Genomic DNA, 25655 nt, shown 5'->3' on the forward strand with positions numbered 1-25655 from the left:
AGCAGGTACCCGGTGCGGGCATTCTGGCCGTACGTCACAGCCCGAGCCGATAGCCCATTGGTACTACGCACTGTCCCCGGGCTGAACGTCGCCTTACACTTCAGCCGCGCCACCACCGGCCGTTAATTCCGTTTAACGCAGACACCGATTCCTGTGTTGTTGGCCGTCCGGAACCTGCGCGCTTGCTGAAGCTGTTCAGTGCGACCGCCATGGCAGGACGCCCGGCCCCTTCTCCTTGCCGAAGACCACACCTATGCGCCTCAATCCGCTCGTTCTTGCGTTGGCCATCGCCGCCGCGCCCGCTGCCGCCAATGCGGCCACCTCGCTGGAAAACTGGCCCACCAAATACACCTTCGGGGATGGCACCGAGCTCGGCCTGACCGGCAACTATGCCTACGACGACAACAACTTCTCCGGCGACGACCGCCTGGAAGACCGCACCGACTTCCGCCGCAAGGAATTCGGCGCCACCCTCAAGAAGAAGGGCGTCTACGACGCCATGGTGTATTTCGACTTCGAGTCCAAGCTGTGGCTGGACGTGTTCTTCCGCGTCGAGACCAAGGCGCTGTTCGGCCAGGATTACGGTCGCGTGCGGATGGGCTACATGAAGGTGCCGGTGGGTCTGGAAGCGGTGCAGAGTTCGCGTGCGGGCAGCTTCATGGAACTGGGCCTGCCGATCCAGGCGGTGTTCCAGGGCCGTCGTACCGGCGTGGAATGGACGCTGGAGCGCCAGCAGTACCTGCTGCAGGCCGGCGCCTACGGCGGCAAGGACCTGCAGGGCGACAACCCGGGCACCACCCAGGCCGTGCATGCCGCCTGGACTCCGTTCAAGGCCGAAGGCAACGTGCTGCACCTGGGCCTGGCCGGTTCGGTGGAAAACCCGCGCGGTTTTAGCGACGGCCGCGGCGTGTCGTTCAGCCCGCGCGTGCGCCTGCGTGCCCGCCCGGAAGCAGGCCTCACCGACGTGCGCCTGATCGACACCGGCACCATTCTCGATGTGGACCACGTGATCCGCGCTGGCGTGGAAGCGGTGTGGATCCACGGCCCGTTCTCGCTGCAGAGCGAAGCGCTGCGCGCCGAAGTGGCGCGTAACGACAACCTGCCGCATTACATCGCGCAGGGCCAATACCTCTATGGCACCTGGACGCTGACCGGCGAGTCGCGCAGTTATGCCGGCGGCGTACCGGGCAACATCAAGCCGGCGCACGATTACGGCGCGGTCGAGCTCACCGCCCGCTACAGCCGCCTGGATCTGGAAGACAACCGCGTCAGCGGCGGCCGCCAGCACGACACCACCATCGGTGCCAACTGGTACCTCACCAGCCACTTCAAGATGCAGGCCAACTACAGCTGGGTGGATGCCACGCGCAACGGCGTGCACGAAACCCCGCATGTGATGGAGCTGCGCGCGCAGGTACAGTTCTAAGCCTTATCGCGCAACGCTGACGCGGGCCTTGCCGGCCGCGGGTTGGCTTCGGTTGACCGCTTCAACGCAGTAACCTGGCTATTCAAGCCAGCATGCAGGCCCCTGCGGCCGCTTCCTTCCGGGGTTGCGGCCGCAGTCGTTTTTGGGGGCGCCGTGGCGGCGATGGCTGCACGATGCATCGGCGCACCGCCATACTTGTCGGCATGTACGCCTCGCAACGCCGCCGCCTGCTGCTCACCCTGACCATCGTGTTGGGCGGGATGCTGGTGGCCATGCTGGCAGCCGGGCACTTTGTCGAACAGAACGCCCTGCACGAAGAAAGCGCCACCGTGCGGCGCCAGCTGCGCCTGTACGCGCAGGCCCTGCAGCAACGCATCGATCGCTATCGCACGCTGCCGCAGATCCTGGCGCTGGACCCGGAACTGCGCGCGGCCGTTTCCGGCCCGTTGTCGCCCGCGCAGGTGGAGCGGCTCAATCGCAAACTGGAGCGCGCCAACAACGTCACCCAATCCTCCACGCTGACGCTCATCAACCGCGACGGCATTGCGCTGGCTGCCAGCAACTGGCGTGCAGCGCGCAGCAACGTGGGCGTGGACTACGCCTTCCGCCCGTATTACCAGCAGGCACTGAGCAACGGCAGCGGCAGTTTCTACGGCATCGGCATGACCACCAGCGAGCCGGGCTATTTCCTGTCGCAGGCCATCGTCGATGCCGATGGCCAGGTGCAGGGCGTGGTGGTGATCAAGATCGCGCTGGCCGCGCTGGAACGCGAGTGGCTGCAGACCCCGGACATCGTGCTGGCCTCCGACGCGCATGCGGTGGTGTTCCTGGCCAGCCGCCCGCAGTGGCGCTACCGCATGCTGGCCCCGCTGAGCCTGCGCGACCGCAGCGAATTGCGCAGCACCCGCCAGTACGCCGACCAGGGCTTGCTGCCGCTGCGGCGCCGGTTGATCGAGCAGACCGGCAACGGCGGCGTGCTGGCCGAGGTCAGCGACCCACCGCTCGCCGGCCCGGTGCTGTGGCAGACCCTGGAGGTGCCCGAAAGCGGCTGGCGCCTGCATCTGCTGCACGACACCCGCGCCAGCGCGGCGGCCGGCCGCGCCGCGGCGATTGCCGCGGCCGGTGCGTGGTTGGCGCTGGCGCTGCTGTGGTTGTTCGTGCAGCAGCGGCGGCGCCTGTCCGCGTTGCGCCAGCGCAGCCGGCACGAGCTGGAAACGCTGCTGCAACAACATGCCGAAGAACTGCGTACCGCGCAGGATGGCGTGGTCACCGCCGCACAACAGGCCAACGCCGGTCTGAGCCGCAGTCTGGAACACCTGCCGCAGGGCGTGGTGGTGATCGACGAGGCGCTCAATCTGGTGGCGTGGAATTCGCGCTATGTGGAGCTGTTCCGCTTCCCGCCAGAACTGCTGAAGATCGGCCGGCCGATCGAAGACCTGTTCCGCTTCAACGCACGCCGCGGCCTGCTCGGACCAGGACCGATCGAAGCGGCGATCGAACGCCGCCTCAATCATCTGCGCAGCGGCAAACCGCATATGCGCGAGAGCGAAAAGGAAGACGGCACCGTGCTGGAAATCCGCGGCAATCCGCTGCCCGATGGCGGATTCGTCACCAGCTATGCCGACATCACCAGTTACAAGAACGCCGCGCGCGAGCTGCGCTCGCTGGCCGATGCACTGGAACACCGCGTGGCCGAACGGACCCGCGACCTGGCCGCGGCCAAGCGCGAGGCCGAGAGCGCCAACCGCTACAAGACCCGCTTCGTCGCCTCGGCCGTGCACGACCTGCTGCAACCGCTCAACGCAGCGCGCATGTTCGTCTCGGTCCTGCGCGGGCAGGTGCGCGAGCCCGGCAGCGCGCGCGTGGTCGACAACATCGAAGGCGCGCTCGCCGCGCAGGACGCCATCCTCAACAGCCTGCTGGATATCTCGCGGCTGGAGGCCGGCAGCCTGAAGACCCAGGTGCGCGATTTTGCCATCGCCCCGCTGCTGGAAACGCTGGCCCGCGAGTTCGGCATCCTGGCAGAAGACCGCGGCCTGGTGCTGGATTGGGTGCCCACGTCCGCGGTGGTGTTAAGCGATGAAAACCTGCTGCGGCGCATCCTGCAGAACTTCCTGTCCAACGCCATCCGTTACACCCCGCGCGGGCGGGTGCTGATCGGCTGCCGTCGTCGCGGCGGCTGGCTGCGCATCGAGGTGCACGACCAGGGGCCCGGCATTCCCGAGGCCTTGCAGGAAGAGATTTTCGAAGAATTCCGGCGCCTGGATGACGGCGTGGCCAACGACCGCGGCGCCGGCCTGGGCCTGGCCATCGTCGAGCGCATCGGCCGGCTGCTCGGCCACCGCATCGGTCTGCGCTCCACGCTGGGCAGCGGCAGCGTGTTTTCGGTGACCGTGCCACTGGGCGAACGCGCTGCGATCGTCAAGCAATTGCCGCCGCCAACCACCACCACCGCAGAAAACGCCAACGACCCGATCCTGCACGGCTGCCGCGTGTGGTGCGTGGACGACGACCCGCGCGTGTGCGAGGCCAGCCGTGCCCTGCTGGAACGCTGGGAATGCCGCGTGGACTTTGCCGGCGGCCCCGATGAGGCATTGGCCACCGCCAGCCCCGACGAGGTCCCGGAGCTGCTGTTGCTGGATGTGCGCATGGGCGAGCACTACGGCCCCATGCTGCTGCCGCAGTTGGTGCAACGCTGGCAACGCGAACCGCGCGTGATCCTGGTCACCGCCGAACCCGACCCGGCGCTGCGCGAACACGCGCTCGACCTGGGCTGGGGATTCCTGACCAAGCCGGTGCGCCCGCCCGCGCTGCGCGCATTGGTCACCCAGATGTTGTTGCGGCGCGGATAGGTTGCCCGGCTGCCGGCACGGCATGCTGCCTCGTACTTGATGCAGAGCTGTAGCACGCGCGTCGCTCAAGACTGATCTGCGCATCGGCAGATCGAGACAGCGTTCGCTTCTACATCCTGGATCGATAAGCACCCACGCCTTGCGGAATTCCTGCATGCACCTGCTGCGTGCCACGTTCGTCGCATTGCAGCCATGAGAGTCGAGCGCTGCTCCAGTGCAGGCTGATGTTCAACGCGCATCAGTCGATGAGAAAGCAGCAATTATCAATGCCGGCCCGCTCCACCAGAATCGATCGCCTCACCTATCAGACGCACGTGCATACCTATCGTGGAGGGCGATCTATGCAGACTTCGAACCTTGAGGCAACGCGGCAGTCGAAACTGGGGATGGTGCTGAGGGTGACCTCGGGCAACTTCCTCGAGCAGTTCGACTTTTTCCTGTTTGGTTTCTACGCAACCCAGATCGCCGCGGTGTTCTTCCCGGCGAGCAATGAATTCGCTTCGCTGATGATGACCTTCGCGGTGTTTGGCGCAGGCTTTCTGATGCGCCCGCTGGGCGCGGTGATCCTGGGCGCCTACATCGACGATGTCGGGCGTCGCAAGGGCTTGATCGTCACCCTGGCGATCATGGCCAGCGGCACGGTGCTGATCGTACTGGTGCCGGGCTATGCCAGCATCGGTTTGTGGGCACCGGCACTGGTGCTGCTCGGACGGCTGCTGCAGGGCTTCTCGGCGGGTGCCGAAATGGGCGGTGTGTCGGTGTATCTGGCCGAGATGGCCACGCCGGGGCGGCGCGGCTTCTATGCCAGTTGGCAATCGGCCAGCCAGCAGGTGGCCATCGTCGCTGCGGCCGCCATCGGCTATGCGCTCAACCAGCTGATGCCACCGCAGGATCTGGCGCAGTGGGGCTGGCGGATTCCCTTCGCCATCGGTTGCGTCATCATCCCCTTCATCTTTTTGCTGCGGCGCCGCCTGGAAGAGACTGCGGAGTTCGCGCAGCGCACCCAGCGGGTGACGATGAAGCAGGTGATGCGCGGGCTGGCGAACAATGCCGGCACCGTGATTGCCGGCGGCTTGATGGTGGCGCTGACGACGACCGCGTTCTATCTGATCACCGTGTACGCACCGACCTTCGGCAAGAGCGTGCTCAAGCTCAGCACCGGCGACGCATTGATCGTGACGCTGCTGGTGGGCATCTCCAACTTCCTCTGGCTGCCGATCGGCGGCGCGCTCAGCGACCGCTTCGGCCGCAAGCCGCTGCTGGTGACCATGGCGGTGGTGTGCGCACTGAGCGCCTATCCGGTGCTCGCGTTCCTTGCATCCGCACCGAGCTTTGCGCATATGTTGCAGGCGCTGCTGTGGCTGTCCTTCCTCTACGGCATCTACAACGGTGCCATGATTCCCGCGCTTACCGAACTGATGCCGGCGCATGTGCGGGTGGCGGGCTTCTCGCTCGCCTACAGCCTGGCCACGGCAGTCTTTGGCGGGTTTACGCCGGTGATGTCGACCTGGCTGATCCATGTCAGCGGCGACAAGGCGGCCCCTGGGTACTGGTTGGTGTTCGCGTCGGTGTGCGCGCTGTTGGCGACGGTGTTCCTGTATCGCCGGCATGGCAACGCAGCAGCGGCGACCGGCTTCGATGCGGCTGCGGGAGCGGCGAAATGATGCGGGCCCTCTGGAAAAAACTGCTGGCTGCGGTTGTCGCCACGGCCCTGCTGCCGCCGGCCGCAGCCGCGCAGGATCTGACTGTGATGACCTCCGGCGGTTTCACCGCCGCCTTCGAATGTCTGGCGCCGCAGTACAGCAGGCAGACCGGAGTGACAGTTGCGACACTGCACGGCCCTTCGATGGGGCAGACGCCGCAAGCCATTCCCAACCGGCTTGCGCGTGGCGAGCATGCCGATGTGGTGATCATGGTGGGCAGCGCATTGCAAAAACTGATCGATGCAGGACTGGTGGATCCGGCATCGCGGGTGGAGCTGGCCGATTCCCGGATCGGCATGGTGGTGCGCAGCGGCGCACCCAAGCCGAAGATCGATACCGTCGAGCAGTTCAAACACGCGCTGCTGAAGGCCAATTCCGTTGCCTATTCCGACAGCGCCAGTGGCGTCTACATCGAGACCACGCTGTTCAAGCAGCTGCAGATCCAGGGCCCGATGATGGCCAAGAGCCGCAAGATCGAACGCATCTCTGTGGGCTCGGTGGTGGCCGACGGCAGTTATCAGCTGGGCTTTCAGCAGGTGGCCGAACTGCTCCCGGTGGCAGGCGTGGATGTTGTCGGCAAGATCCCCGAGCAGCTGCAGTCGATCACGCGCTATGCGGCGGGCGTGCCGGTTAGCGCGGATCATCCCGTAGCGGCCAGGCGCCTGCTTGCCTACCTGCAGTCGGGTGACGCGCAGGCGGTTGCGCGCGCGACCGGCCTGGATCCGGTCTCACCGTGAGCGCGCGGGCATCCGTCGCACCAGTTCCGCCAGTTCGAGCGCGGTTGGTGTCAGCGTCCGCCCACGGCGTTTGAGGATCCCCACATTGCGCAACACCTCCGGTTCGACCAGCGGCACCGCGGCCAGCACCGGATGCGGGCCGGAAGGCATGGCGATCGAAGGAACGGCGGCAATGCCGACGCCGGCCTCCACCAAGCCCAGCAATGTCGTGACGTGGCGGGTTTCGCAGATGCTCGGGTGCTCCGGCGTGAATGCAGACAGCGCCCGGTCCAGCACCAGCCGGTTGCCCGAGGTCTTGTCGAGCGTGATGTAGTCATGGCCATAGGCTTCCTGCCAGCTGACCTGCTCGCGTCCGGACAGGGGATGGTCCCGGCGGCAGGCAATCACATAGCGCTCCTGCAGCAACGGCTCGAACTCGACCTCCGGTGCCAGGTTGCCGCTGAAGCTGACGCCGAAATCCGCCTCGCCGGAGGCCACTGCCGCACTGACGTGACTGGCGCTGCCATCGAACAGCCTGATGCGGATCTTCGGAAACAGCTGATGCAGCCCGTGAATTGCCTGGGGCATGAAGTAGTACGCCGCAGACGGCACGCACGCCACGGTCACCGTGCCCATCCGGCTGGATCCGGCATCGCCGATGCTCATCAGCGCCATGTCCAGGTCGTCGAGCATGCGCTCGACCTGCGGCATGAACGCCTGCCCGACCGTGGTGAGCGCAACCTTGCGCGTGGTGCGCTCGAACAGCTTGACGTTCAACGCCGACTCGAGCTTGTCGATCCGGCGGCTGAGCGCCGGCTGGGTGATCCGGATGCGTTCGGCAGCGCGGCGGAAGCTGCCGTTTTCGGCAACGGCGCGGAATGCCTGTAGATCGTTGAGGTCGAATTTGATGGTCACGATGCCGCGGCTGCGATGTTCGATGGCGGTCGCCATAGCATAGACAGTTGCCTGCTGCGCTGCGTGCGCAGACGCATGCAGATGCGGCGCGCGCGGCTTGCAACATTCGTGCAGACGGTCATCGCCGCAGGAATGCACAGGCCTGTTTCCGACGCAGGTGAGGCCTGCGCGCGCAGCGCATGGCTCGGGCATCGCCGATGCTGCCAACGCGCGCATTCGCAACGCGCCGCGCTACGGCATGCCCAGCGTCACGGCGCTCGTGCCTGCTAGAATGGCGATAATGATTCCCATTTAATCTTTAATTTGCGCGTTGCCGTGCAGGTGCCGTTCCTGTGCCGGCCGCGCCTTGGAGTTCCTTGCCCGATGAAGTCTCCCGTCTCCGGATCGGCCGGCATGCCGTTCGTTGCCACCCTCTGCCTGCTCGCCTCTGCCACCGCGTCCGCGCAATCGGACGTCACCGACACGCTGGATACCGTGGTGGTCGCCGCCTCGCGCTCCAACATGACCGTGGCCGAATCGCCGCAGACGGTGTTGATCATCGACAAGGCGCAGATCCAGCAGCAGCTGACGATCTCCAGCAACTCCTCCGACGTGCTCGCCAATCTGATTCCCTCGTACACGCCCAGCCGCGGCAAGATGAATGGCAGCGGCGAAACCCTGCGCGGGCGCACGCCGCTGATCCTGATCGACGGCGTGCCGCAGTCCAATCCGATCCGCCCCACCGGGCGCGAAGCGCACACCATCGACTATGCGATGGTCGAGCGCATCGAAGTCATCCAGGGCGCCAATGCCATCAACGGCCTGGGCGCCACCGGCGGCACCATCAACATCATCACCCGGCGCCCGCAGGACGGCTCGTTGAACCAGCACATCGACGTGCAGGCCACCGCACCTACCTCCGAAGCGCGTGCGGAAACCAGCAGCGTCGAGACCCGCTACCGCGTGGACGGCCGCTCGGACAGGCTCGATTACCTGTTCTCGGCCAGCTACAGCGACCAGGGCCTGTATGTGGATGGACAAGGCCGGCCGATCGGCGCCGACAATACCCAGGGCGACCTGATGACGTCCAAGAGCTACGACGTCCTGGCCAAGCTCGGCTACGCGCTCACCGACACCCAGCGCCTGAGCGTCAGCGTCAACCGCTACCGCATCAAGAACGACAACGACTACATCGGCGTGGCCGGCAACCGCGCGCAAGGCCTGCCCACCAGCTCGGTGCGCGGCACCCCGCAGGGCACCGCGCCCTGGAACGATGTGCTGACCTCCAGCCTGTCGTACACCCATGACGATCTGGCCGGCATGCAGCTGAGCGCGATGGTGTTCAACCAGGAATTCGAAGGGCTGTTCGGCGCCGACAACTCGTCCACGTTTCAGGACCCGCGCATCGCCCCGGTCGGCACCTTGTACGACCAATCGCGTTCGGTCGCCTCCAAGTGGGGCAGCAAGATCACCCTGACCAGGGACGACCTGCTCGACAGCCGGCTCAAGCTCACCGGCGGCGTCGACCTGCTGGCCGACACCGGCAAGCAGGATCTGTACGGCACCGGGCGGACCTATGTGCCCGAGTCGGACTACCGCAATCTGTCGCTGTTCGTGCAAGGCGAATACAAGCTGCTGCCCACGCTGACCCTGCATGCCGGCGTGCGCCGCGAAGAAGCCGAGTTGAAGATCGACAGCTACCAGACGCTGTGGCGCTACAACCGGGTCGCTGTCGAAGGCGGCACGCTCGACTTCAACCAGACCCTCTACAACACCGGTCTGGTCTATACGCCGCTCGAGGGTGTGAGCTTTTTCACCAGCTATTCCGAGGGCTTCGGCATGCCGGACGTGGGCCGCGTGCTGCGCGCGATCAACACGCCGGGCACGCGCGTGGCCAGCCTGAGCACGCTGGAGCCGATCCTGACCAAGAGCGTGGAAGCCGGCACCCGCCTCACGCGCGGCGCCTTCGACGCGGACCTGAGCTACTTCCAGTCCAACTCGGACCTGGGCACGCGCGTGGTGCCGATCAACGGCGCCTTCATGATGAGCCGCGAAAAGACCCGCGTGCAGGGCGTGGACGCCAGCCTGGGCTATCGCCTGGATGCGGCACATCGCCTGCGCCTGTCCTACGCCTACACCCGTGGCCGCTATGACAGCGATAACGATGGGCAGCTGGACGCACGCCTGGATGGGCTCAACGTGGCACCCAATCGGGTGATCGCCTCGTGGTCGGCGCAGTGGACGCCGAAGTTCTCCTCGTTCGTGCAGGCTCAGCATGCCTTCAGCCAATCCTTCGACGAGGCCGACAAGCGTTTCAGTGGCTACACGCTGGTGGATGCGACCTTCAACTACGCGTTGCCGCGTGGTGCAGTGCGCATGGGCGTATCCAACCTGTTCGACAAGCAGTACATCACCTACTACTCGCAATCGGCCCTGGTCGAACCGCTGCGCTACTTCGCCGGGCGCGGCCGCACCATCACGCTGGGGTATTCGCTGGATTTCTGATGGCGCGGCGTGATTGTCAGCAGCGCGCGCGATACGCCTGTGCGAGCGTGCTGCTGCGCATGTATGCCAAGTCCTCGCGTCGTTAGATGCAATCAACAGCCTAGGCGGTCGAGGGCGCGGTGCCCTTGCCGCTTGCGGGACACGCCGTGAATCCGTCCGTGGAGGCTCGGTGGCGGCATCCACGCCGCCACACGGTCCCGCAAGCGGCAAGGACACCGCACCAGAGAGCTTGTCGGTTGCTTCGCTGAAAACCATACCCGCCGATCATCTCGACTGGTCCTTGCCCGGCCACCATCGCGGGACCTTACGCGGCATGGATGCCGCGTAAGAGCCTACATGGACGTACTTGCGGCGTGTCCCGCGAGCGTGGGCGGGCAAGGGCCCTGCAACCACCCCGCAGATCATCCGAACAACATGCACGTGCATTGCTTGCACCATGCACACCCACCATCTCGACTGGTCCTTGCCCACCCACCGTCGCGGGACCTTATGCGGCATGGATGCTGCGTAAGAGCCTACAGGGACGTACTTGCGGCGTGTCCTGCGAGGGTGGGCGGGCAAGGACCCTGCAGCCACCCCGCAGATCATCCGAACAACCTGCATCGCGCATTGCTTGCACCATGCACACCGACTATCCCAACAGGTCCTTGCCCGCCCACCGTCGCGGGACCTTACGCGGCATGGATGCCGCGTAAGAGCCTACAAGGACGTACTTGCGGCGTGTCCCGCGAGGGTGGGCGGGCAAGGGCCCTGCAACGAAGTCGCAGATATCAGCGTCTTGGTCGCTCAATCGCGCCCCAGGAGCACGCATCCCTACGTGACGATGCCGAGGTGACGATCCGGACGATCGGGCAAGGATGCCGGATCACCAGGCTCACGCCGGGCCGGCGGTCCGCGGCACAGTGCATCGCAACACGCACAACGCCACTACCGGGAGACACACCGCATGAGTCAGACACTGTCGCTGGACCACTATCGCCTGCTTGGCCGCTCCGGCCTGCGCGTCTCGCCGCTGTCGCTGGGCACCATGACCTTCGGCGAAGACTGGGGTTGGGGCGCGAACGCGGACGAAGCCAGGCGCATCTTCGATGCGTATGCCGACCGCGGCGGCAATTTCATCGACACCGCGGTCAACTACACCAACGGCGGCGCCGAGCGCATCCTCGGCGCGCTGCTCAAGCACCGCCGCGAGCGCTTCGTGCTGGCCACCAAGTTCACCATGGCGCGCGATCCGGACAACATCAACGCAGGCGGCAATCATCGCCTCAACCTGATCCGCTCGGTGGAGACCAGCCTGCGCCAGCTCGACACCGACCGCATCGACCTGCTGTACCTGCACGCCTGGGATTTCACCACCTCGCCGGAGGAAGTGATGCGCGGGCTGGAACATCTGGTGCAGTCGGGCAAGGTGCTCTATCTCGGCATCTGCAACACCCCGGCCTGGCGGGTGGCGCAGTTGCAGACATTGGCCGACCTGCGTGGCTGGTCGCCGCTGGTGGCGCTGCAGATCGAATACAGCCTGGTCGAGCGCAGCGTCGAACACGAGCTGCTGCCGATGGCACGCGAGCTGGGCCTTGGCGTGTTGCCATGGTCGCCGCTGGGCGGTGGCATCCTGACCGGCAAGTACAGCCGCGCCGATCTCTCCGACGACAACGCAGCCGAGGTCTCGACCAGCCGCAAGGGCGTGATCGCCTCGACCGGGCATCTCAATACACGCTCGCTGGAGATCGCCGATGCGGTCGGTGCGGTCGCCGAGGAACTGGGCGCCTCGCGCTCGCAGGTGGCACTGGCCTGGACCTTGCGCAATCCGGCCGTGGTCTCGCCGGTGATGGGCGCGCGCACGCTGCAGCAGGCCGAGGACAACTTCGGTGCGCTGGAAATCGTCTTGAGCGATGAACACCTGGCTCGGCTGGATCGGATCAGCGCGCTGGCGCCGATCTTTCCGGAACGCTTTATCGGCCGGCCGATGGCGCAGCAGCTCATCTACGGCACCTACAAGGTGCAGTTACGCAGTTGATGGATGCATCGCCGACGGACGATCCGTCGGCAGCGATGCACTGCCTCACGTGCAATGATCTTTCACCGACAACGGCACGACTGATCAATCCGTCGCGTCATCGCGCGTTTGCATCGCCGTTCTGCACGGCGCTTCGTCCCAGCACGTCATCGTCATCGCAAAACACGATGCAGTACACGATCAGCAGGAGCGATCAGCCCTCGCCTTCCGGCTCCAGCGCCTTGACCAGCACTGCCGCCTGCGTGCGGCTGTAGCAGTCCAGCTTCTTCAGGATGGCGGTGACGTGCACCTTGACGGTGTTCTCGGCCAGCCCGAGTTCGTGCGCGATCTGCTTGTTGAGCAGGCCGTCGGCCAGGCTCAGCAGCACGCGGAACTGTTGCGGGGTGAGCTGGGCGAGCTTGGAGGCCAGTTGCGCGTCGGCCTCCGAGCGCTCGGCGGTCATCGGTGGGAACCAGGTGCCGCCCTCCAGCACGCTGGCCACCGCGGTGCCGATCGATTCGGCCGGGGTGGATTTGGGAATGAAGCCGGCCGCGCCGAACTGCTGCGCGCGCCGGATCACGCGTGGGTGATCGTTGGAGGAGATCACCACCACCGGGATGTCCGGATGCTCGCCACGCACGTGCAACAGCGCCGAGAAGCCGCGTGCGCCCGGCATCGCCAGGTCCAGCAGCACCAGCTCGGCCTGTGGGTGCGAACGCAGCATGGCGCTCAGCGTGGCGGCGCTGGAGGCCTCCACCACATCGGCCTGCGGCAGGGTCTGCTGCAGCACATGGATCACGGCGGCACGGAACAACGGGTGGTCGTCGGCGACGAGGATGGTGAGATCGGCCATGCGCCAAGTCTGGCACATGGCTGTGTCGGTTTCCCGCGCCCGGGCATCCACCCCCGCCCCGCTGCGCAGGCATCCGGCCTGCCGCGCAGCCAGCATGGGCGTGGAAACCGCCGCCTCCATGCCCTGCACGCCAAGGCCGGCAGCGCGCACCGCGCCGGCATGCGGCCGTTCGCGCAGCTCGTCAGCGCTCGCCTAGCGCGGCGGCTGCGTGCTGGCCCGCCAGGCATCCAGGAACTGCCGGCGTTTGAGCTTGTCCAGATACACCAGCAGGCCGGGGCCAAGCGGGATCGGCCGGAACGGCGGCTGCGCCGGGCCGCCACGGCCGCCGGCGGCCGGCAGGATCGGCATCAGCCGCGCCTCGCGCGAGAGCACCTGCTGGCCGCGCGGCGAGAGCAGGTAATCCAGGAACCTGCGTGCCTCCGGCGCGTGCGGTGCAGTCCTGGGGATCACCGCAGTGCGTAGCGCCACCAGCGTGTAGTCCTGCGGCTGCACGATGCCCAGCGGCGCGCCTGCGTCGATGCGCGTCTGCGCGTAGGAGCCGAGCACGTTGTAGGCCAGCAGCAGCTCGCCACGGCTGACGCGGTCGAGCAAGGTGCCGGTGCGTTCTTCCAGCCTGACCTGGTTGGCCCCCAACGCGGCCAGCAACGCGCCGGCAATGCTGCCGACCTGCCCGTCCTGGGTGGCGAACAGATAGCCCACGCCGCTGCGCTCGACATCGTAGGTGCCAACCCGGCCGCGCAGCGGCGCGTCGGGCGCGCGCAGCAAGGCCAGCAACTGCCGACGTGTGCGCGGCACCCGCGCGGCCGCCAGCTTGCGTGTGTTGTAGACGATCGCCACCGGCTCGTAGCTGATGCCGAACACTTCGTGCCGCCACTGCGCCCAGGCCGGCAACGCTTCGGTCTGCGCGGAGCGATGCGCAAGCGCGTGGCCGTCGTTCACCAGCTTGGTCTGCAGGTCCATGCTGGCGCTGATCAGCATGTCGGCGGCAGGCGTGGCCTTGCCCGGATGCAGATAGCGCTCGTAGATGTCCCAGGCGATCACGTCCTCGTAGATCACCTCGGTGCCCGGATGCAGGCGCTGGTAGTCCTGGATGACCGCGCCGAACACTTCCAGATCGGTGGAGCCTTGCACGCGTAATTGCGCCTGTTTCGGGCCATGCGCGGGAAACACCCGCACATCGCCGGGCGCGGCGCGCGCAACAACCGGCGCCAGCAAGACCACCATCAGCAACAGCACGCGCATCACCGCGCTCCTCCAGGAAAATGCAACGAGGCGATCAGCCCGCCGCCGACGCGGTTGCTCAGATCGATGCGCCCGCCGTGCGCTTCGACCACGCGCTTGACGATGGCCAGCCCCAGCCCCGCGCCGCCGGCCGGTGCATCCGGCCCGCGGACGAAACGCTCGAACACGCGCTCGGCCTCGGCTGCGGGAATGCCGGGGCCGTGATCGGCGATGGTCAGCACGTGATGGCTGCCGTCGCTGGTGAGCGCCACCTGCAATGGCGCCCCGGCACCGTATTTGCAGGCGTTGTCGATCAGGTTCTTCAGCGCCTCGCGCAACAGCAATGCATCGCCGCGCAACAGCGCCGGTTGCGGGTCGATCGCCAGGTGCACGCGCGGTGCGCCGTCGCTGCGCGGCAAGGCCTCGTGCAAGGCCTGGTGCAGCACTTCGGCCAGGTCCACGGTGGCAAAGCGCTGCAGGTTGGCGCGGTGGATCACGCTGGCGTCGCTGAGCAATTGATTGAGCAGCCGGCTCATATGGCTGGCATTGCGCTCGATCGCCACCAGGCTGCGTTGCATCTCGCGCGGGTCGTCGTCGTCCATCGCCAGCTGCGCCTGCGCGCGCAAGGCGGCCAGCGGCGTGCGCATCTGGTGCGCGGCTTCGGCCATGAAGGCGCGCAGGGTTTCGTTGCTGGACGACAGCCGCGCCATGAAGCGGTTGAGCGCAGTCACCATCAACTGCATTTCCTGCGGCGCCGGCACGCTGAGCGGTTTCAGGTCGGAGGGCTCGCGCCGCGACAGGTCGCGCTCGATACGCTGCAACGGGCGCAGGGCGCGATACACGCCCAGCCACACCAGGCCCAGGGCGAGCAGCGACAGCACGCCGATCGCCACCAGCGCGTTGAGCACCACATCGCGTGCCACCGCATCGCGCGCGCGCCGGGTCTGACCAACCTGCACGCGCACCTCGCCCTGCCCGGAGGCCGATGCCACCCGATGCATCACCACCGCAAAGCGCACCGGCTCGCCGCTGTAGTCGGCATCGAACAGCACCGGGCGCTCATCGCCGGCGGCGCGCGCCGGCAACGGCAAGCTCTCTTCGCCGGTGATGGTGCGGCCTTGCGCATCGAACACGCGGTAGAACACGCGGTCTTCCGGTGCCATGCCGAGCAGGTCCAGCGAGGCATACGGCAGGTCCACCTGCCAGTCGCCGCCGACCAGCGCCACGCTGTCGACGATCGACAGGGCCGAGGACACCAGCAGGTGGTCGTAGGAGCGGTTGGCGGCCCGCTCGCCGTAGTCGCGTGCGGCAAAGAACAGCACCACCGCGCCCAGCACCGACAGGCTGCCCAGGTACAGCAGCAAGGTGCGCCGGATCGACGGTGCCACCATGCGCGGCTCAGCCATCGACGCCTGGCTCCACCGGCGCATGCGGATCGGCTTCTTCGAGCTTGTAGCCGGCGCCGCGCACGGTGACGATGCGCAACGGCGCGCCCGCCAGCTTGCGACGCAGGCGGCCGACATACAGCTCAATCGCATTCGGCCCGGCATCGTCGTCGAAACCGAACAAGCCGTTGCCGATCTCGTCCTTGCCCACCACATGGCCCAGGCGCCCGATCAGGATCTCGAACAGGCGGTATTCGCGATTGGGCAACTCGATCGGCACCCCGTCCAGCACCAGCGTGTGCGCAGCGTTGTCGAACACGAACCCGCCGATCTGCACCACCTCGCTGGCCTGCCCGCGGTTGCGTCGCAGCAGCACCCGGCAACGCGCCTCGAACTCGCGGAAATCGAACGGCTTGCCCAGGTAGTCGTCGGCCCCGACATCCAGTGCCTGCACGCGGTCTTCGATGCCATCGCGCGCGGTCAGCATCAGCACCGGCGTGGTATCGCCACGCTCGCGCATCCCGGCCAGCACGCGCAAGCCATCCAGCTTGGGCAGACCGATATCCAGCACCACCAGATCGAAGCTCTGATAGCGCAGCACACTCGCCGCCGCGAGGCCATCGGACTGCCAATCCACCGCATGCCCGCTACGGCGCATGCGCCGCACGATGGCATCGGCGAGGTCGGCGTTGTCTTCGACTAGCAGCAGGCGCATGAGGCGGGGAATCGAGAATGGGGAATCGGGAATCGGAACAGCGGTTGTCCGCGGCCGGAAGGTAACAGCCCTCGCGGACAAAAGCTCTTGGGCTTTTGCGATTCCCCATTCTCCATTCCCGAATCCCCCGCCCTGACAGGTCCATGACAGCTTCACCGGACTAGGCTGCTGCCAACGCGCCGCAGCGTGCTTGTGCGGTGCATTGCTGAACGTGATTCACACATGTACCTGGGAGGGTCTGTGAGCAACGACACCTTGCGTCTGCGCGTCTTCACCACCTGCGCCGCGCTGTGCCTGGCACCGGCCGCGCATGCGGCCGACGGCGACGGCCCGGTCACCGCCGAGGTGGGTGGGCGCGTGCACTGGGACTTCACCGTGTTCGACAACGACGAACGCGGCACGCCCGAGCGCAACGACACCCAGTTCCGCCGCGTGTGGCTGGATGTGGCCGGCAAGTTCTACGGTTTCACCTACAAGGCTGAGGCGGAATTTGCCGGCCTGCAATACGAGTCCGGCAGCCGCGGCATCCTGGCGCGCGATGTGTACATCGCCAAGAAGTTTTCCGCCGGTACGCTGACCGTGGGCCAGTTCAAGCAGTACTTCTCGCTGGACGATCGCACCGGCTCCAACTACGGCCCGTTCCTGGAACGCGGCTATGCCTCCACCACGCTGGCGCCGATCTATCGCAAGGCGATCTCCTGGCAGGCCAATCGCCCCGATGCGACCTGGTCCACCGCGGCCTACAGCCTGGAAAGCATCGACAATTCCTCGACCAAGGGCGGCGCGCTCGGCACGCGGCTGACCTTCGCACCGGAGATGGGCGAGGCACGGCTGCGCCACCTGGGCGTGTCGCTGGCGCACGAGCGCTATTCGCATCCGGGCAGCGGCGGCGCGGCGTCCCTGTTGATCCGGCCACGTCCGGAAAACGATCTGGCCAACAACAGCCGCATCACCCTGGCGCGCTTTGCCGATGGCCGCGATACCGATTTCGATAAATGGTCGCTGGAATACGCCGAAGTGCTGGGCCCATGGTCGTGGCAGAGCGAATTCAGCGGCGGCCTGCTCGACGACGGCTCCCAGCATGCCAAGGTGTTGGCCAGCTACGGCCTGGTCAGCTGGTTCGTCACCGGCGAGTCGCGCGGCTACGACCGCAAGACCGGACGTTTCAGCCGGATCAAGACGCCCAATCGCCCCTCCGGCGCGTTCGAGCTGGCCTTGCGCTACGACTACATGCGCGGCGATCAGCATCTGGATGGCCAACCCGACTTCATCGATGCCAGCACGCAGTCGTGGACGCTGGGCGGCAACTGGTATTTCAAGCCGAACCTGCGCGTGATGCTCAATGTGATCGACAGCCGCAACCGCGACCGCATGGTCGATGCGGTGGTCGATCACACGCTGGCGGTGACCGGCCGCTTCCAGTACGACTTCTGACCGTTTGCCTGGTCTTCGCATGACGCGTTACCGCTGCTGCAATGCACCCGCCGCCGCGCGCTCCACTCTCCCCCTGCTGTACGCCTCAAAGGATTTGCCCGCATGCTGACCGCGCTCGGTTTCGGAATGGTGATCACCTTCATGTACCTGATCATGAGCAAGCGGCTGTCGCCGCTGGTGGCTCTGATCACGGTGCCGATCGTGTTCGCGCTGCTGGGCGGCTTCGGCACCGGCATCAACGAGATGATGCTCGACGGCATCAAGAAGATCGCGCCCACCGGCGTGATGCTGATGTTCGCCATCCTCTACTTCGGGGTGATGATCGATGCCGGCCTGTTCGATCCGCTGGTCGGCCGCATCCTGCGCCTGGTCAAGGGCGATCCGCTGAAGATCGTGATGGGCACGGCGATCCTGGCGATGCTGATCTCGCTCGACGGCGATGGCTCCACCACCTACATGATCACCGTGTCGGCGATGCTGCCGCTGTACCAGCGCCTGGGCATGAACGCGCTCAACCTCACCTGCGTGACCATCCTGGCCAGCGGCGTGATGAACCTGACCCCGTGGGGCGGCCCTACCGCGCGCGCCGCCACCGCACTGCACGTGGATCCGGCCGATGTATTCGTGCCGCTGGTGCCGGCGATGGCGATGGCGATCGCCGGAATCCTCACGCTGGCCTGGTATCTGGGCATGCGCGAACGGCGCCGCCTGGGCGTGGTGCGCCTGCCCGCCGACGGCAACTGGCTGGACACCAGCATCCCCGAGGAAAGCGATGCGCTGCCGCGCGTGGAAGACACCGAGGACATGAAGCGGCCCAAGCTGCTGTGGGTGAATCTGCTCCTGACCCTGGCGCTGATGGCCGCGCTGGTGGTCGGCGTGCTGCCGATGCCGGTGCTGTTCATGATCGGCTTTGCGCTGGCGCTGATGATCAACTACCCCAACCTGGCCGAGCAGCGCCGTCGCCTGGTCAATCACGCCGGCAATGTGCTGTCGGTGGTGTCGCTGATCTTCGCCGCCGGCATCTTCACCGGCATCCTGTCCAACACCGGCATGGTCGAAGCGATGTCGCGCAGCTTCCTGGCGGTGATCCCGGACAGCTGGGGCCCGTATCTGGCGGTGATCACCGCGATTGTCAGCATGCCGTTTACGTTCTTCATGTCCAACGACGCGTTCTACTTCGGCGTGCTGCCGATCCTGTCCGAGGCCGCCGGCCACTACGGCATCACCCCGGTGGAAATGGCGCGCGCCTCGCTGGCCGGGCAACCGGTGCATCTGCTCAGCCCGCTGGTGCCATCGACCTATCTGCTGGTCGGCCTGGCCAAGGTCGACTTCGCCGACCATCAGCGCTTCACGTTGAAATGGGCGGTGCTGATTTCCCTGTTGATGTTGGCGGGCGGGTTGTTGTTTGGCCTGTTTCCGTTGGCGCGCTGATCGCGCGCCGGGAATGGGGAATCGGGAGTGGGGAATCGTAAGGGCGGCACTGTGCTGTCATGTCGATTCCTGAGTTCCACATGGCGAACAGAAGCCGCAAAAGCGGCTCCTGCTCTACCGATTCCCCACTCCCGATTCCCCATTCCCAAACTCCGAAGGAGTTCAAGCAATGACACTTCGCATCGCATACGTCACCAGTGGCATGGGCAGTGTGGGTACCGCGATCTGCCAGAAGCTGGCGCGCAGCGGGCATACCGTGGTCGCCGGTTGCGGGCCCAATTCGCCGCGCAAGACCTCCTGGCTGCGCGAGCAGCGCGAGCAGGGCTTCGAGTTCGTCGCCTCCGAAGGCAATGCCGCCGATTGGGATTCCACCGTGGCCGCGTTTGCCAAGGTCAAGGCCGAGGTCGGCGAGATCGATGTGCTGGTCAACAACGCCGGTGGTAGCCGCGACACCCTGTTCCGGCAGATGAGCCGCGACGACTGGAACGTGGTGATCGCCAGCAACCTGCATTCCCTGTTCAACATCACCAAGCAGGTGGTCGACGGCATGACCGCGCGCGGTTGGGGACGCATCGTCAACATCGGCTCGGTCAGTGCGCACAAGGGCCAGATCGGGCAGATCAATTTCGCTACCGCCAAGGCGGCGATGCATGGCTTCAGCCGCGCCCTGGCGCAGGAAGTGGCCTCGCGCGGGGTCACCGTCAACACCATCTCGCCGGGCTATATCGCCAGCGCCTCGATCAGCAGTTTCCCACCCGACGTGCTCGACCGCCTGGCCACCTCGGTGCCGATCCGCCGCCTCGGCAAACCGGCCGAAGTCGCCGGGCTGTGCGCCTGGCTCGCCTCCGATGAGGCCGCCTACGTGACCGGCGCCGACTATGCGGTCAACGGTGGTCTGTACATGGGCTGAGAGCCGCTGACAGACCGTAGCGAGCGGTCGTCAGCTCGATACAGACGGCGCGCCCGAGCAGGACTGTGCGGAGGAGACATGCGGTTCCAACGCCGAGCGCGCCAGCCGGGCGCTGAGCGCAGTCCTTGCTAATGGCGGTGAAGCATCACCGCTCTGATGCATCACTGCTCTGAAGCCTCACTCCCCTGAAGCCTCACCGCTCCAAAGCCCCGCGCTAGTCGTGGCCTCTGTCATGCACGCCCCGCGCGCCTGCCGCTTGCATGCAGGTGTGTGATCGCATTGCCCAGCGCGCACAAGCGGCCGCCACTGCGTCGATCAACCCGCCTCCAGCGCGAACTGATTACACTCGGGTTTTTCCGCACTGCGCTGACATGGCCAAACCTTCAGAACGCGCCACGCCGGGTGCCCGCCCGCAGATGGCCGACATCGCCCGCATGGCAGGCGTGTCCGAATCCACCGTGTCGCGTGCCCTGGCCGGCAGCCCGGTGGTGGCCGAGCGGACGCGTGCGTACATCAAGCAGATTGCCGCCGATGCCGGCTACCAGGTCGATCCGATCGCGCGCAGCCTGCGCGCCAAACGCTCCAACACGGTGAGCGTGGCGGTGCCGATGATGCATGCGCTGGACCAGCCACTGTCGGACCCCTTCATGATGACGATGCTGGCGCTGCTGGCCGAGGAACTAACCGGGCGCGGCTACAGCATGCTGCTGTCCAAGCTCGACCGGCATCAGGACGGATGGGTGGAACAACTCGCACGCGGCAGCCGCTCCGATGGCGTGATCGTGCTGGGGCAAAGTTCCGAACATGCCGCGCTGGACGAAGCCGCGCGCGATGGCCTGCCGATGGCCGTCTGGGGCAGCCGCATCGACGGGCAGTCGTACATCAGCGTGGGCAGCGACAATTTCCAGGGCGGCGCGCTGGCTACCGAACATCTGATCGCCAGCGGCCGTCGCCGTATCGCCTTTCTCGGCGACGACCAGTTGCCCGAGGTTGCACCGCGCTTTGCCGGCTATCGCCATGCGCTGCAGCGGCACGGGCTGGAGTTCGATACGCGCCTGCATGCGCGCAGCCACTTCCTCAGCGAAGACGCCTACCGCCTCACCCGCGCCATGCTCAAGAAGACCGATCCGCCGGATGGGCTGTTCGCCGCCTCCGACGTGATTGCGGTAGGCGCGATCCGCGCCCTGGTCGAAGCCGGGCATCGCGTGCCGCAGGACATCTCGCTGGTGGGCTTCGACGATATTCCGCTCGCCGCCTACAGCCAACCGCCGTTGACCACGGTGCGGCAGGACCTGGGCCTGGCCGCGCGCCTGCTGGTGGACCGGCTGCTGGCGTTGATCGGCGGCGAAGCGGTGGAGTCGGTGGAGATGCCGGTGAAGTTGGTGGTGCGTGAGTCGGCTTGAGGCCGGGAATGGGGATTGGGGAATCGGGAATCGTAAGAGCGGGCGTGCTGGTGTGCGGTGCATAGCTACGCGTTGCTGCCCGCGTGATCGCGGTCGGCTGCTTCAGTATGCAGCGACACAGACGTAACCGTCGCGGCTACACCACTGCTGCCTTGGGCTTGCGGACGCGTACGCATAGCATCGCCACCGCGGCGGCCAGCATCAGTGCGCCGGCCAGGCGGATCACGTTGCGCGGGTCGCCGTGCAACAGCCACTCGTAGTACAGCGGCAAGGTGACGATCTGGATCAGCATCGGCAGCACGATGAACAGGTTGAACAGGCCCATGTACACACCGGTGCGCTCGGGCGGAATGCTGTCGGCCAGCATCAGGTACGGGTTGCCCATCATGCTGGCCCAGGCGAGCCCGATGCCGATCATCGGCAGCAGCATCAGCCAGCGGTCCTGGATGCCCGGCAACACCCACATGCCCACACCGGCCGCGACCAGGCAGGCCGCATGCGTGTACTTGGGGCCGATGCGGCGCACCACCGGCACCATCGCAAACGCGGCCAGAAACGCGACGAAATTGTAGAACCCGCCGATCTGCCCATTGACCAGGCCGGCCTGGCGGAAGCCGTGCGAGTCGGCTTCGGTGGTGCCGAACAAGCTGGTCGATAGCGACAGCACGATGTACTGCCAGTAGCAGAAGATCGCGTACCACTGGAACAGCATCACCGGCGCGAGCTGGCGCATGGTCGGCGGCATCGCGCGCAGGGCGCCGTAGATTTCGCGCACTGTGGCGCCCAGGCCGGCACCGGTCTGGCGCATCCGCGCGATCTCTGCCGGCGCAAGCACCGGCTCGCGCACGCTGCGCGCGGTGAGCAGGATCGAGGCCGCGGAAAACCCCGCACCGATCACGAAGGCGGCAATGGTGACATAGGGAATGTGGTGCGCATTGGCGGCATCCTGGTTCATCCCCATCCACACCAGCAACGGCGGGGTGAGATAGGCCAGCGTCTGCGCAAGCCCGGTGAACGCGCTTTGGGTGAGATAGCCCAGCGGCCGCTGCGGTGGCGCCAGCACATCACTGACCAGCGCACGATATGGCTCCATCGCCACGTTGTTGGCCGCATCCAGGATCCACAGCAGGCACACCGCCATCCACAGCGCAGTGCTGAACGGCATCGCCAGCAGGCACAGGCTGCACACCAGCGCGCCCAGCACCATGTAGGGCATGCGCCGGCCCCAGCGGGTCACCGAGCGGTCGCTCCACGCGCCGACGAACGGCTGCAGTACCAACCCGGTGATCGGCCCGGCCAGCCACAGGTACGGCAGGCTCGCGTGATCGGCGCCCAGATAGTTGTAGATCGGGCTCATGTTGCTCTGCTGCAGGCCGAAGCTGTATTGCACGCCGAAGAAGCCGGCATTGAGCGCCAGGATGCGCGCGAAGGAGAACGGAGTGGCGGTCGACGACATGCAGAACCCTGGGCATCGGTGCGGCTCCCAGTGGCCGCAGCGCACTGTACCCTGCCGTCTTTGCAATCGATTGTAACGCTGCGCCGCAACACGTTTTCGCTTACCGAAACATAAGCTCGCAAGCCTAGAAATGATGCTGCAGCGCAAGATTGCAATCGATTGTATTGGGGCGTATTACTGCGCTCGCACTGCAGGCCACCCGGCCACTCCCTGGGAGGGGACGATGCAGGCGTCGGCACACCACCATCCGTGAGAGAGAGAACCGCGATGTCCACCTTGCACACCCTGCGCCTGCATGCCCTGGCCTGCGCGGTCGCCTCCTGCCTGTGCGCGCCTGCCGCGCTGGCGCAGGACGCGACCACGGCCGCACCCGTCACCCCGCCGGCCGCCGACAGCGCCGCGGTCAATCTGGATTCGGTGTTCGTCACCGGCACCTCCACCGCCACCACCAAGCTGAAGTCCAGCGTGTCGGTCAGCACCGTGGGCGCCGAGGCGATCGAACAATCGGCGCCGCGCAGCACCGCCGAGATCTTCCGCAACATCCCCGGCATCCGCTCCGAATCCAGCGGTGGCGAAGGCAATGCCAACATCGCCGTGCGCGGCCTGCCGGTCGCCTCCGGCGGCGCCAAGTTCCTGCAGCTGCAGGAGGACGGCCTGCCGGTGATGGAATTCGGCGATATCGCCTTCGGCAACTCGGACATCTTCCTGCGCTCGGATTTCACCCTGGACCGCATCGAAGCCATCCGCGGCGGCTCGGCATCGACGTTCACCAGCAACGCGCCCGGCGGCATCATCAACTTCATCAGCAAGACCGGCGACACCGCAGGCGGCAGCGTCGGCGTGAGCCGCGGCCTGGATTACGACAACACCCGCGTGGACTTCGACTACGGCGCGCCGTTCGCGGAAAACTGGCAGTTCAACATCGGCGGCTTCTTCCGCCAGGGCGATGGCGTGCGCGATGCCGGCTACACCACCGACAAGGGCGGCCAGCTCAAGGCCAACCTGACCCGGCTGTTCGAGAACGGCTACGTGCGTGTCTACGGCAAATACCTCAACGATCGCGCCGCCGGTTATCTGCCGGTGCCGACCTCCGTGCGTGGCCGCGACGGCTCGCCGGACCTGGGCGGCTTTGCCGGCTTCGACCCGGGCAACGACACCTTGTACAGCCGCAATTTCCGCAGCGATGTCGGCCTGGACGGCAACAACCAGCCGCGCCGCACCGACCTGGGCGACGGCATGCACCCGATCTCGCGCACCATCGGCGCCGAGGCCTGGTTCGACCTGGGCAGCGGCTGGAACCTGAGCGAAAAGTTCCGTATCGCCGACAACAGCGGCCGCTTCGTCAGCCCGTTCCCGGCCGAGGTCACCGATGCCGCCACGCTGGCCGCGTCCATCGGCGGCGCCGGCGCGCAACTGGTGCAGGCCAGCGGCCCGGACGCCGGACAGGCCTACACCGGCAACGCGATCCGCACGCATCTGTTCAACGTGGCGATCAACGACCTGGGCAACGTCACCAACGACCTCAGCGTCTCGCGCGAGTTCGGCGGCGACGGCCGCACGCTCAACCTGCGCATGGGCTATTACAGCTCGCGCCAGACCATCGACATGGACTGGACCTGGAACTCCTACGTGCAGAGCCTGGGCCGCGATTCGCGCCTGCTCAACGTGGTCGATGCCGGCGGCGTGTCGCGCTCGCAAAATGGCCTGTATGCGTACGGCACCCCGTTCTGGGGCGATTGCTGCATCACCCGCAGCTACGACGTGCGCTACGATGTCAACGCGCCGTACGTCGCACTGACCTTCGACAGCGGCAAGTTCAGCATCGACGGCAGCCTGCGTTACGACATGGGCGATGCACGCGGCAGCTATGCCGGCACCGCGATCGCGCAGAACCTGGACGTCAACGGCGATGGCGTGATCCAGCCGGTGGAACAGCGCGTGGCCACCGTCGATACCGCCAACGCACGGCCGGTGGATTACGACTGGAACTACCTGTCGTACTCGCTGGGCAGCAACTACCTGATCAACGACGACCTGGGCGCGTTCGCGCGCATCAGCCGCGGCGCACGCGCCAATGCCGACCGCCTGCTGTTCGGCGTGGTCCGCGACGACGGCTCGGTCTCCTCCGATGAAGGCGTCAACGTGGTCCGCCAGGCCGAAGCCGGCCTGAAGTGGCGCCGCGACGGCCTGAGCCTGTTCGCCACCGCGTTCTCGGCACGCACCGAGGAACAGAACTTCGAAGTCACCAGCCAGCGTTTCTTCAACCGCAGCTACGAGGCGCACGGCGTGGAGCTGGAAGCCAGCTACCGCTACGAAGGCTTCACCGTCAACGGCGGCCTGACCTGGACCGATGCGGAGATTTCCAAGGACCAGATCACTCCGGAAAACACCGGCAACGTGCCGCGTCGCCAGGCCGATGTGGTGTGGCAGTTGACACCCAGCTATCGCGGCGACGGCTACCAGTTCGGCATCAACCTGATCGGCACCACCGATGCCTACACCCAGGATTCCAATCAGCTGAAGATGCCGGGCTATACGCAGGTGAACCTGTTCGGCGACTACCGCGTGACCGACGCACTCACCGTCGCGCTCAACGTCAACAACCTGTTCAACACCTTCGGCCTGACCGAGGCCGAGGAAGCCAGCATCCCGGCCAACGGCATCATCCGCGCGCGCTCGATTGCCGGCCGTACCACCAGCATCAGCCTGCGTTACGACTTCTAAGGACCCCTCGCCGGGTTCGTCCCGGCGCTTG

General features: G+C 66.3%; 17 protein-coding genes and 1 other RNA gene. 11 read left to right on the forward strand and 7 right to left on the reverse strand.

What is annotated here, in order from left to right:
* Nucleotides 1–253: 253 nt before the first annotated feature.
* The 4 genes from ABQY74_RS16285 (at nucleotide 254) to ABQY74_RS16300 (ending at nucleotide 6718) form a co-directional block, all read left to right on the forward strand.
* A complete protein-coding gene (locus tag ABQY74_RS16285) occupies nucleotides 254–1426 on the forward strand; it encodes an OprO/OprP family phosphate-selective porin (RefSeq protein WP_016902551.1) in 1173 nt (390 codons plus the stop codon).
* A gap of 203 nt (nucleotides 1427–1629) precedes the next feature.
* Entirely contained in the window at nucleotides 1630–4278 is a 2649-nt protein-coding gene (locus tag ABQY74_RS16290) for a PAS-domain containing protein (RefSeq protein ID WP_349792670.1), read from the forward strand.
* Between the two features lie 314 nt (nucleotides 4279–4592).
* Nucleotides 4593–5942: an MFS transporter gene (locus ABQY74_RS16295; protein ID WP_349792672.1), complete on the forward strand. Its 1350-nt coding sequence runs from the start codon at nucleotides 4593–4595 to the stop codon at nucleotides 5940–5942.
* Nucleotides 5939–6718 carry a substrate-binding domain-containing protein gene (locus tag ABQY74_RS16300; protein ID WP_349792336.1) on the forward strand — a complete coding sequence of 260 codons (780 nt, stop codon included), beginning with the start codon at nucleotides 5939–5941 and terminating at the stop codon, nucleotides 6716–6718. Before ABQY74_RS16295 ends, ABQY74_RS16300 begins: the two co-directional genes overlap by 4 nt.
* Here the strand turns inward: ABQY74_RS16300 and ABQY74_RS16305 are convergent.
* Nucleotides 6710–7612: a LysR family transcriptional regulator gene (locus tag ABQY74_RS16305; RefSeq protein WP_349792674.1), complete on the reverse strand. Its 903-nt coding sequence runs from the start codon at nucleotides 7610–7612 to the stop codon at nucleotides 6710–6712. The two genes, ABQY74_RS16300 and ABQY74_RS16305, sit on opposite strands and share 9 nt — an antisense overlap.
* 363 nt (nucleotides 7613–7975) lie before the next feature.
* On the opposite strand from ABQY74_RS16305, the gene ABQY74_RS16310 reads away from it, so the two are divergent.
* Nucleotides 7976–10096, forward strand: coding sequence for a TonB-dependent receptor (locus ABQY74_RS16310; protein ID WP_241235790.1), 2121 nt, complete (start codon nucleotides 7976–7978; stop codon nucleotides 10094–10096).
* A 946-nt stretch (nucleotides 10097–11042) separates the two neighbouring features.
* The gene (locus ABQY74_RS16315; RefSeq protein ID WP_349792339.1) at nucleotides 11043–12113 is read left to right on the forward strand and encodes an aldo/keto reductase; all 1071 of its coding nucleotides are present in this window, start codon (nucleotides 11043–11045) and stop codon (nucleotides 12111–12113) included.
* Between the two features lie 193 nt (nucleotides 12114–12306).
* On the opposite strand, the gene ABQY74_RS16320 is transcribed toward ABQY74_RS16315, so the two are convergent.
* From ABQY74_RS16320 to ABQY74_RS16335, 4 genes are all read right to left on the reverse strand, one after another.
* Complete coding sequence (locus ABQY74_RS16320; RefSeq protein ID WP_024938967.1) at nucleotides 12307–12945, reverse strand: response regulator transcription factor; 639 nt, start codon at nucleotides 12943–12945, stop codon at nucleotides 12307–12309.
* Nucleotides 12946–13137: 192 nt separating this feature from the next.
* Entirely contained in the window at nucleotides 13138–14187 is a 1050-nt protein-coding gene (locus tag ABQY74_RS16325) for an ABC transporter substrate-binding protein (RefSeq protein WP_024938966.1), read from the reverse strand.
* Nucleotides 14187–15572 (reverse strand): sensor histidine kinase N-terminal domain-containing protein, encoded by a 1386-nt coding sequence (locus ABQY74_RS16330; protein ID WP_349792341.1) that lies wholly within the window; start codon nucleotides 15570–15572, stop codon nucleotides 14187–14189. Before ABQY74_RS16330 ends, ABQY74_RS16325 begins: the two co-directional genes overlap by 1 nt.
* Nucleotides 15565–16266, reverse strand: coding sequence for a response regulator (locus tag ABQY74_RS16335; RefSeq protein ID WP_016904741.1), 702 nt, complete (start codon nucleotides 16264–16266; stop codon nucleotides 15565–15567). Before ABQY74_RS16335 ends, ABQY74_RS16330 begins: the two co-directional genes overlap by 8 nt.
* A 240-nt stretch (nucleotides 16267–16506) precedes the next feature.
* On the opposite strand from ABQY74_RS16335, the gene ABQY74_RS16340 reads away from it, so the two are divergent.
* The 3 genes from ABQY74_RS16340 (at nucleotide 16507) to phbB (ending at nucleotide 20041) form a co-directional block, all read left to right on the forward strand.
* The gene (locus ABQY74_RS16340) at nucleotides 16507–17700 is read left to right on the forward strand and encodes an OprO/OprP family phosphate-selective porin (protein WP_047129291.1); all 1194 of its coding nucleotides are present in this window, start codon (nucleotides 16507–16509) and stop codon (nucleotides 17698–17700) included.
* Nucleotides 17701–17802: 102 nt separating this feature from the next.
* Complete coding sequence (locus tag ABQY74_RS16345) at nucleotides 17803–19131, forward strand: CitMHS family transporter (RefSeq protein WP_039519049.1); 1329 nt, start codon at nucleotides 17803–17805, stop codon at nucleotides 19129–19131.
* Between the two features lie 169 nt (nucleotides 19132–19300).
* Nucleotides 19301–20041, forward strand: coding sequence for an acetoacetyl-CoA reductase (gene phbB, locus ABQY74_RS16350; protein ID WP_016904744.1), 741 nt, complete (start codon nucleotides 19301–19303; stop codon nucleotides 20039–20041).
* A 4-nt stretch (nucleotides 20042–20045) separates the two neighbouring features.
* On the opposite strand, the gene ABQY74_RS16355 is transcribed toward phbB, so the two are convergent.
* Nucleotides 20046–20121, reverse strand: a non-coding RNA gene (locus tag ABQY74_RS16355) — sX9 sRNA.
* Between the two features lie 291 nt (nucleotides 20122–20412).
* On the opposite strand from ABQY74_RS16355, the gene ABQY74_RS16360 reads away from it, so the two are divergent.
* Entirely contained in the window at nucleotides 20413–21444 is a 1032-nt protein-coding gene (locus ABQY74_RS16360) for a LacI family DNA-binding transcriptional regulator (protein ID WP_024938961.1), read from the forward strand.
* Between the two features lie 136 nt (nucleotides 21445–21580).
* Here ABQY74_RS16360 and ABQY74_RS16365 read toward each other — a convergent pair whose 3' ends face one another.
* A complete protein-coding gene (locus ABQY74_RS16365) occupies nucleotides 21581–22900 on the reverse strand; it encodes an MFS transporter (protein ID WP_039525534.1) in 1320 nt (439 codons plus the stop codon).
* Nucleotides 22901–23167: 267 nt separating this feature from the next.
* On the opposite strand from ABQY74_RS16365, the gene ABQY74_RS16370 reads away from it, so the two are divergent.
* The gene (locus ABQY74_RS16370; RefSeq protein WP_164737014.1) at nucleotides 23168–25624 is read left to right on the forward strand and encodes a TonB-dependent siderophore receptor; all 2457 of its coding nucleotides are present in this window, start codon (nucleotides 23168–23170) and stop codon (nucleotides 25622–25624) included.
* Nucleotides 25625–25655 lie beyond the last annotated feature (31 nt).

The sequence above is a fragment of the Xanthomonas sp. WHRI 7064 genome (genome assembly GCF_040202355.2).
Taxonomy (GTDB): domain Bacteria; phylum Pseudomonadota; class Gammaproteobacteria; order Xanthomonadales; family Xanthomonadaceae; genus Xanthomonas; species Xanthomonas arboricola.

What these genes read in the sequence shown, in the direction of transcription:
- ABQY74_RS16290 (WP_349792670.1), top strand. Translation starts at nt 1,630, where the DNA reads ATGTACGCCTCGCAACGCCGCCGCCTGCTGCTCACCCTGACCATCGTG.
- ABQY74_RS16315 (WP_349792339.1), top strand. Translation starts at nt 11,043, where the DNA reads ATGAGTCAGACACTGTCGCTGGACCACTATCGCCTGCTTGGCCGCTCC.
- phbB (WP_016904744.1), top strand. Translation starts at nt 19,301, where the DNA reads ATGACACTTCGCATCGCATACGTCACCAGTGGCATGGGCAGTGTGGGT.
- ABQY74_RS16335 (WP_016904741.1), bottom strand. Translation starts at nt 16,266, where the DNA reads ATGCGCCTGCTGCTAGTCGAAGACAACGCCGACCTCGCCGATGCCATC.
- ABQY74_RS16285 (WP_016902551.1), top strand. Translation starts at nt 254, where the DNA reads ATGCGCCTCAATCCGCTCGTTCTTGCGTTGGCCATCGCCGCCGCGCCC.
- ABQY74_RS16320 (WP_024938967.1), bottom strand. Translation starts at nt 12,945, where the DNA reads ATGGCCGATCTCACCATCCTCGTCGCCGACGACCACCCGTTGTTCCGT.
- ABQY74_RS16325 (WP_024938966.1), bottom strand. Translation starts at nt 14,187, where the DNA reads ATGCGCGTGCTGTTGCTGATGGTGGTCTTGCTGGCGCCGGTTGTTGCG.
- ABQY74_RS16360 (WP_024938961.1), top strand. Translation starts at nt 20,413, where the DNA reads ATGGCCAAACCTTCAGAACGCGCCACGCCGGGTGCCCGCCCGCAGATG.
- ABQY74_RS16330 (WP_349792341.1), bottom strand. Translation starts at nt 15,572, where the DNA reads ATGGCTGAGCCGCGCATGGTGGCACCGTCGATCCGGCGCACCTTGCTG.
- ABQY74_RS16310 (WP_241235790.1), top strand. Translation starts at nt 7,976, where the DNA reads ATGAAGTCTCCCGTCTCCGGATCGGCCGGCATGCCGTTCGTTGCCACC.
- ABQY74_RS16345 (WP_039519049.1), top strand. Translation starts at nt 17,803, where the DNA reads ATGCTGACCGCGCTCGGTTTCGGAATGGTGATCACCTTCATGTACCTG.
- ABQY74_RS16365 (WP_039525534.1), bottom strand. Translation starts at nt 22,900, where the DNA reads ATGTCGTCGACCGCCACTCCGTTCTCCTTCGCGCGCATCCTGGCGCTC.
- ABQY74_RS16370 (WP_164737014.1), top strand. Translation starts at nt 23,168, where the DNA reads ATGTCCACCTTGCACACCCTGCGCCTGCATGCCCTGGCCTGCGCGGTC.
- ABQY74_RS16300 (WP_349792336.1), top strand. Translation starts at nt 5,939, where the DNA reads ATGATGCGGGCCCTCTGGAAAAAACTGCTGGCTGCGGTTGTCGCCACG.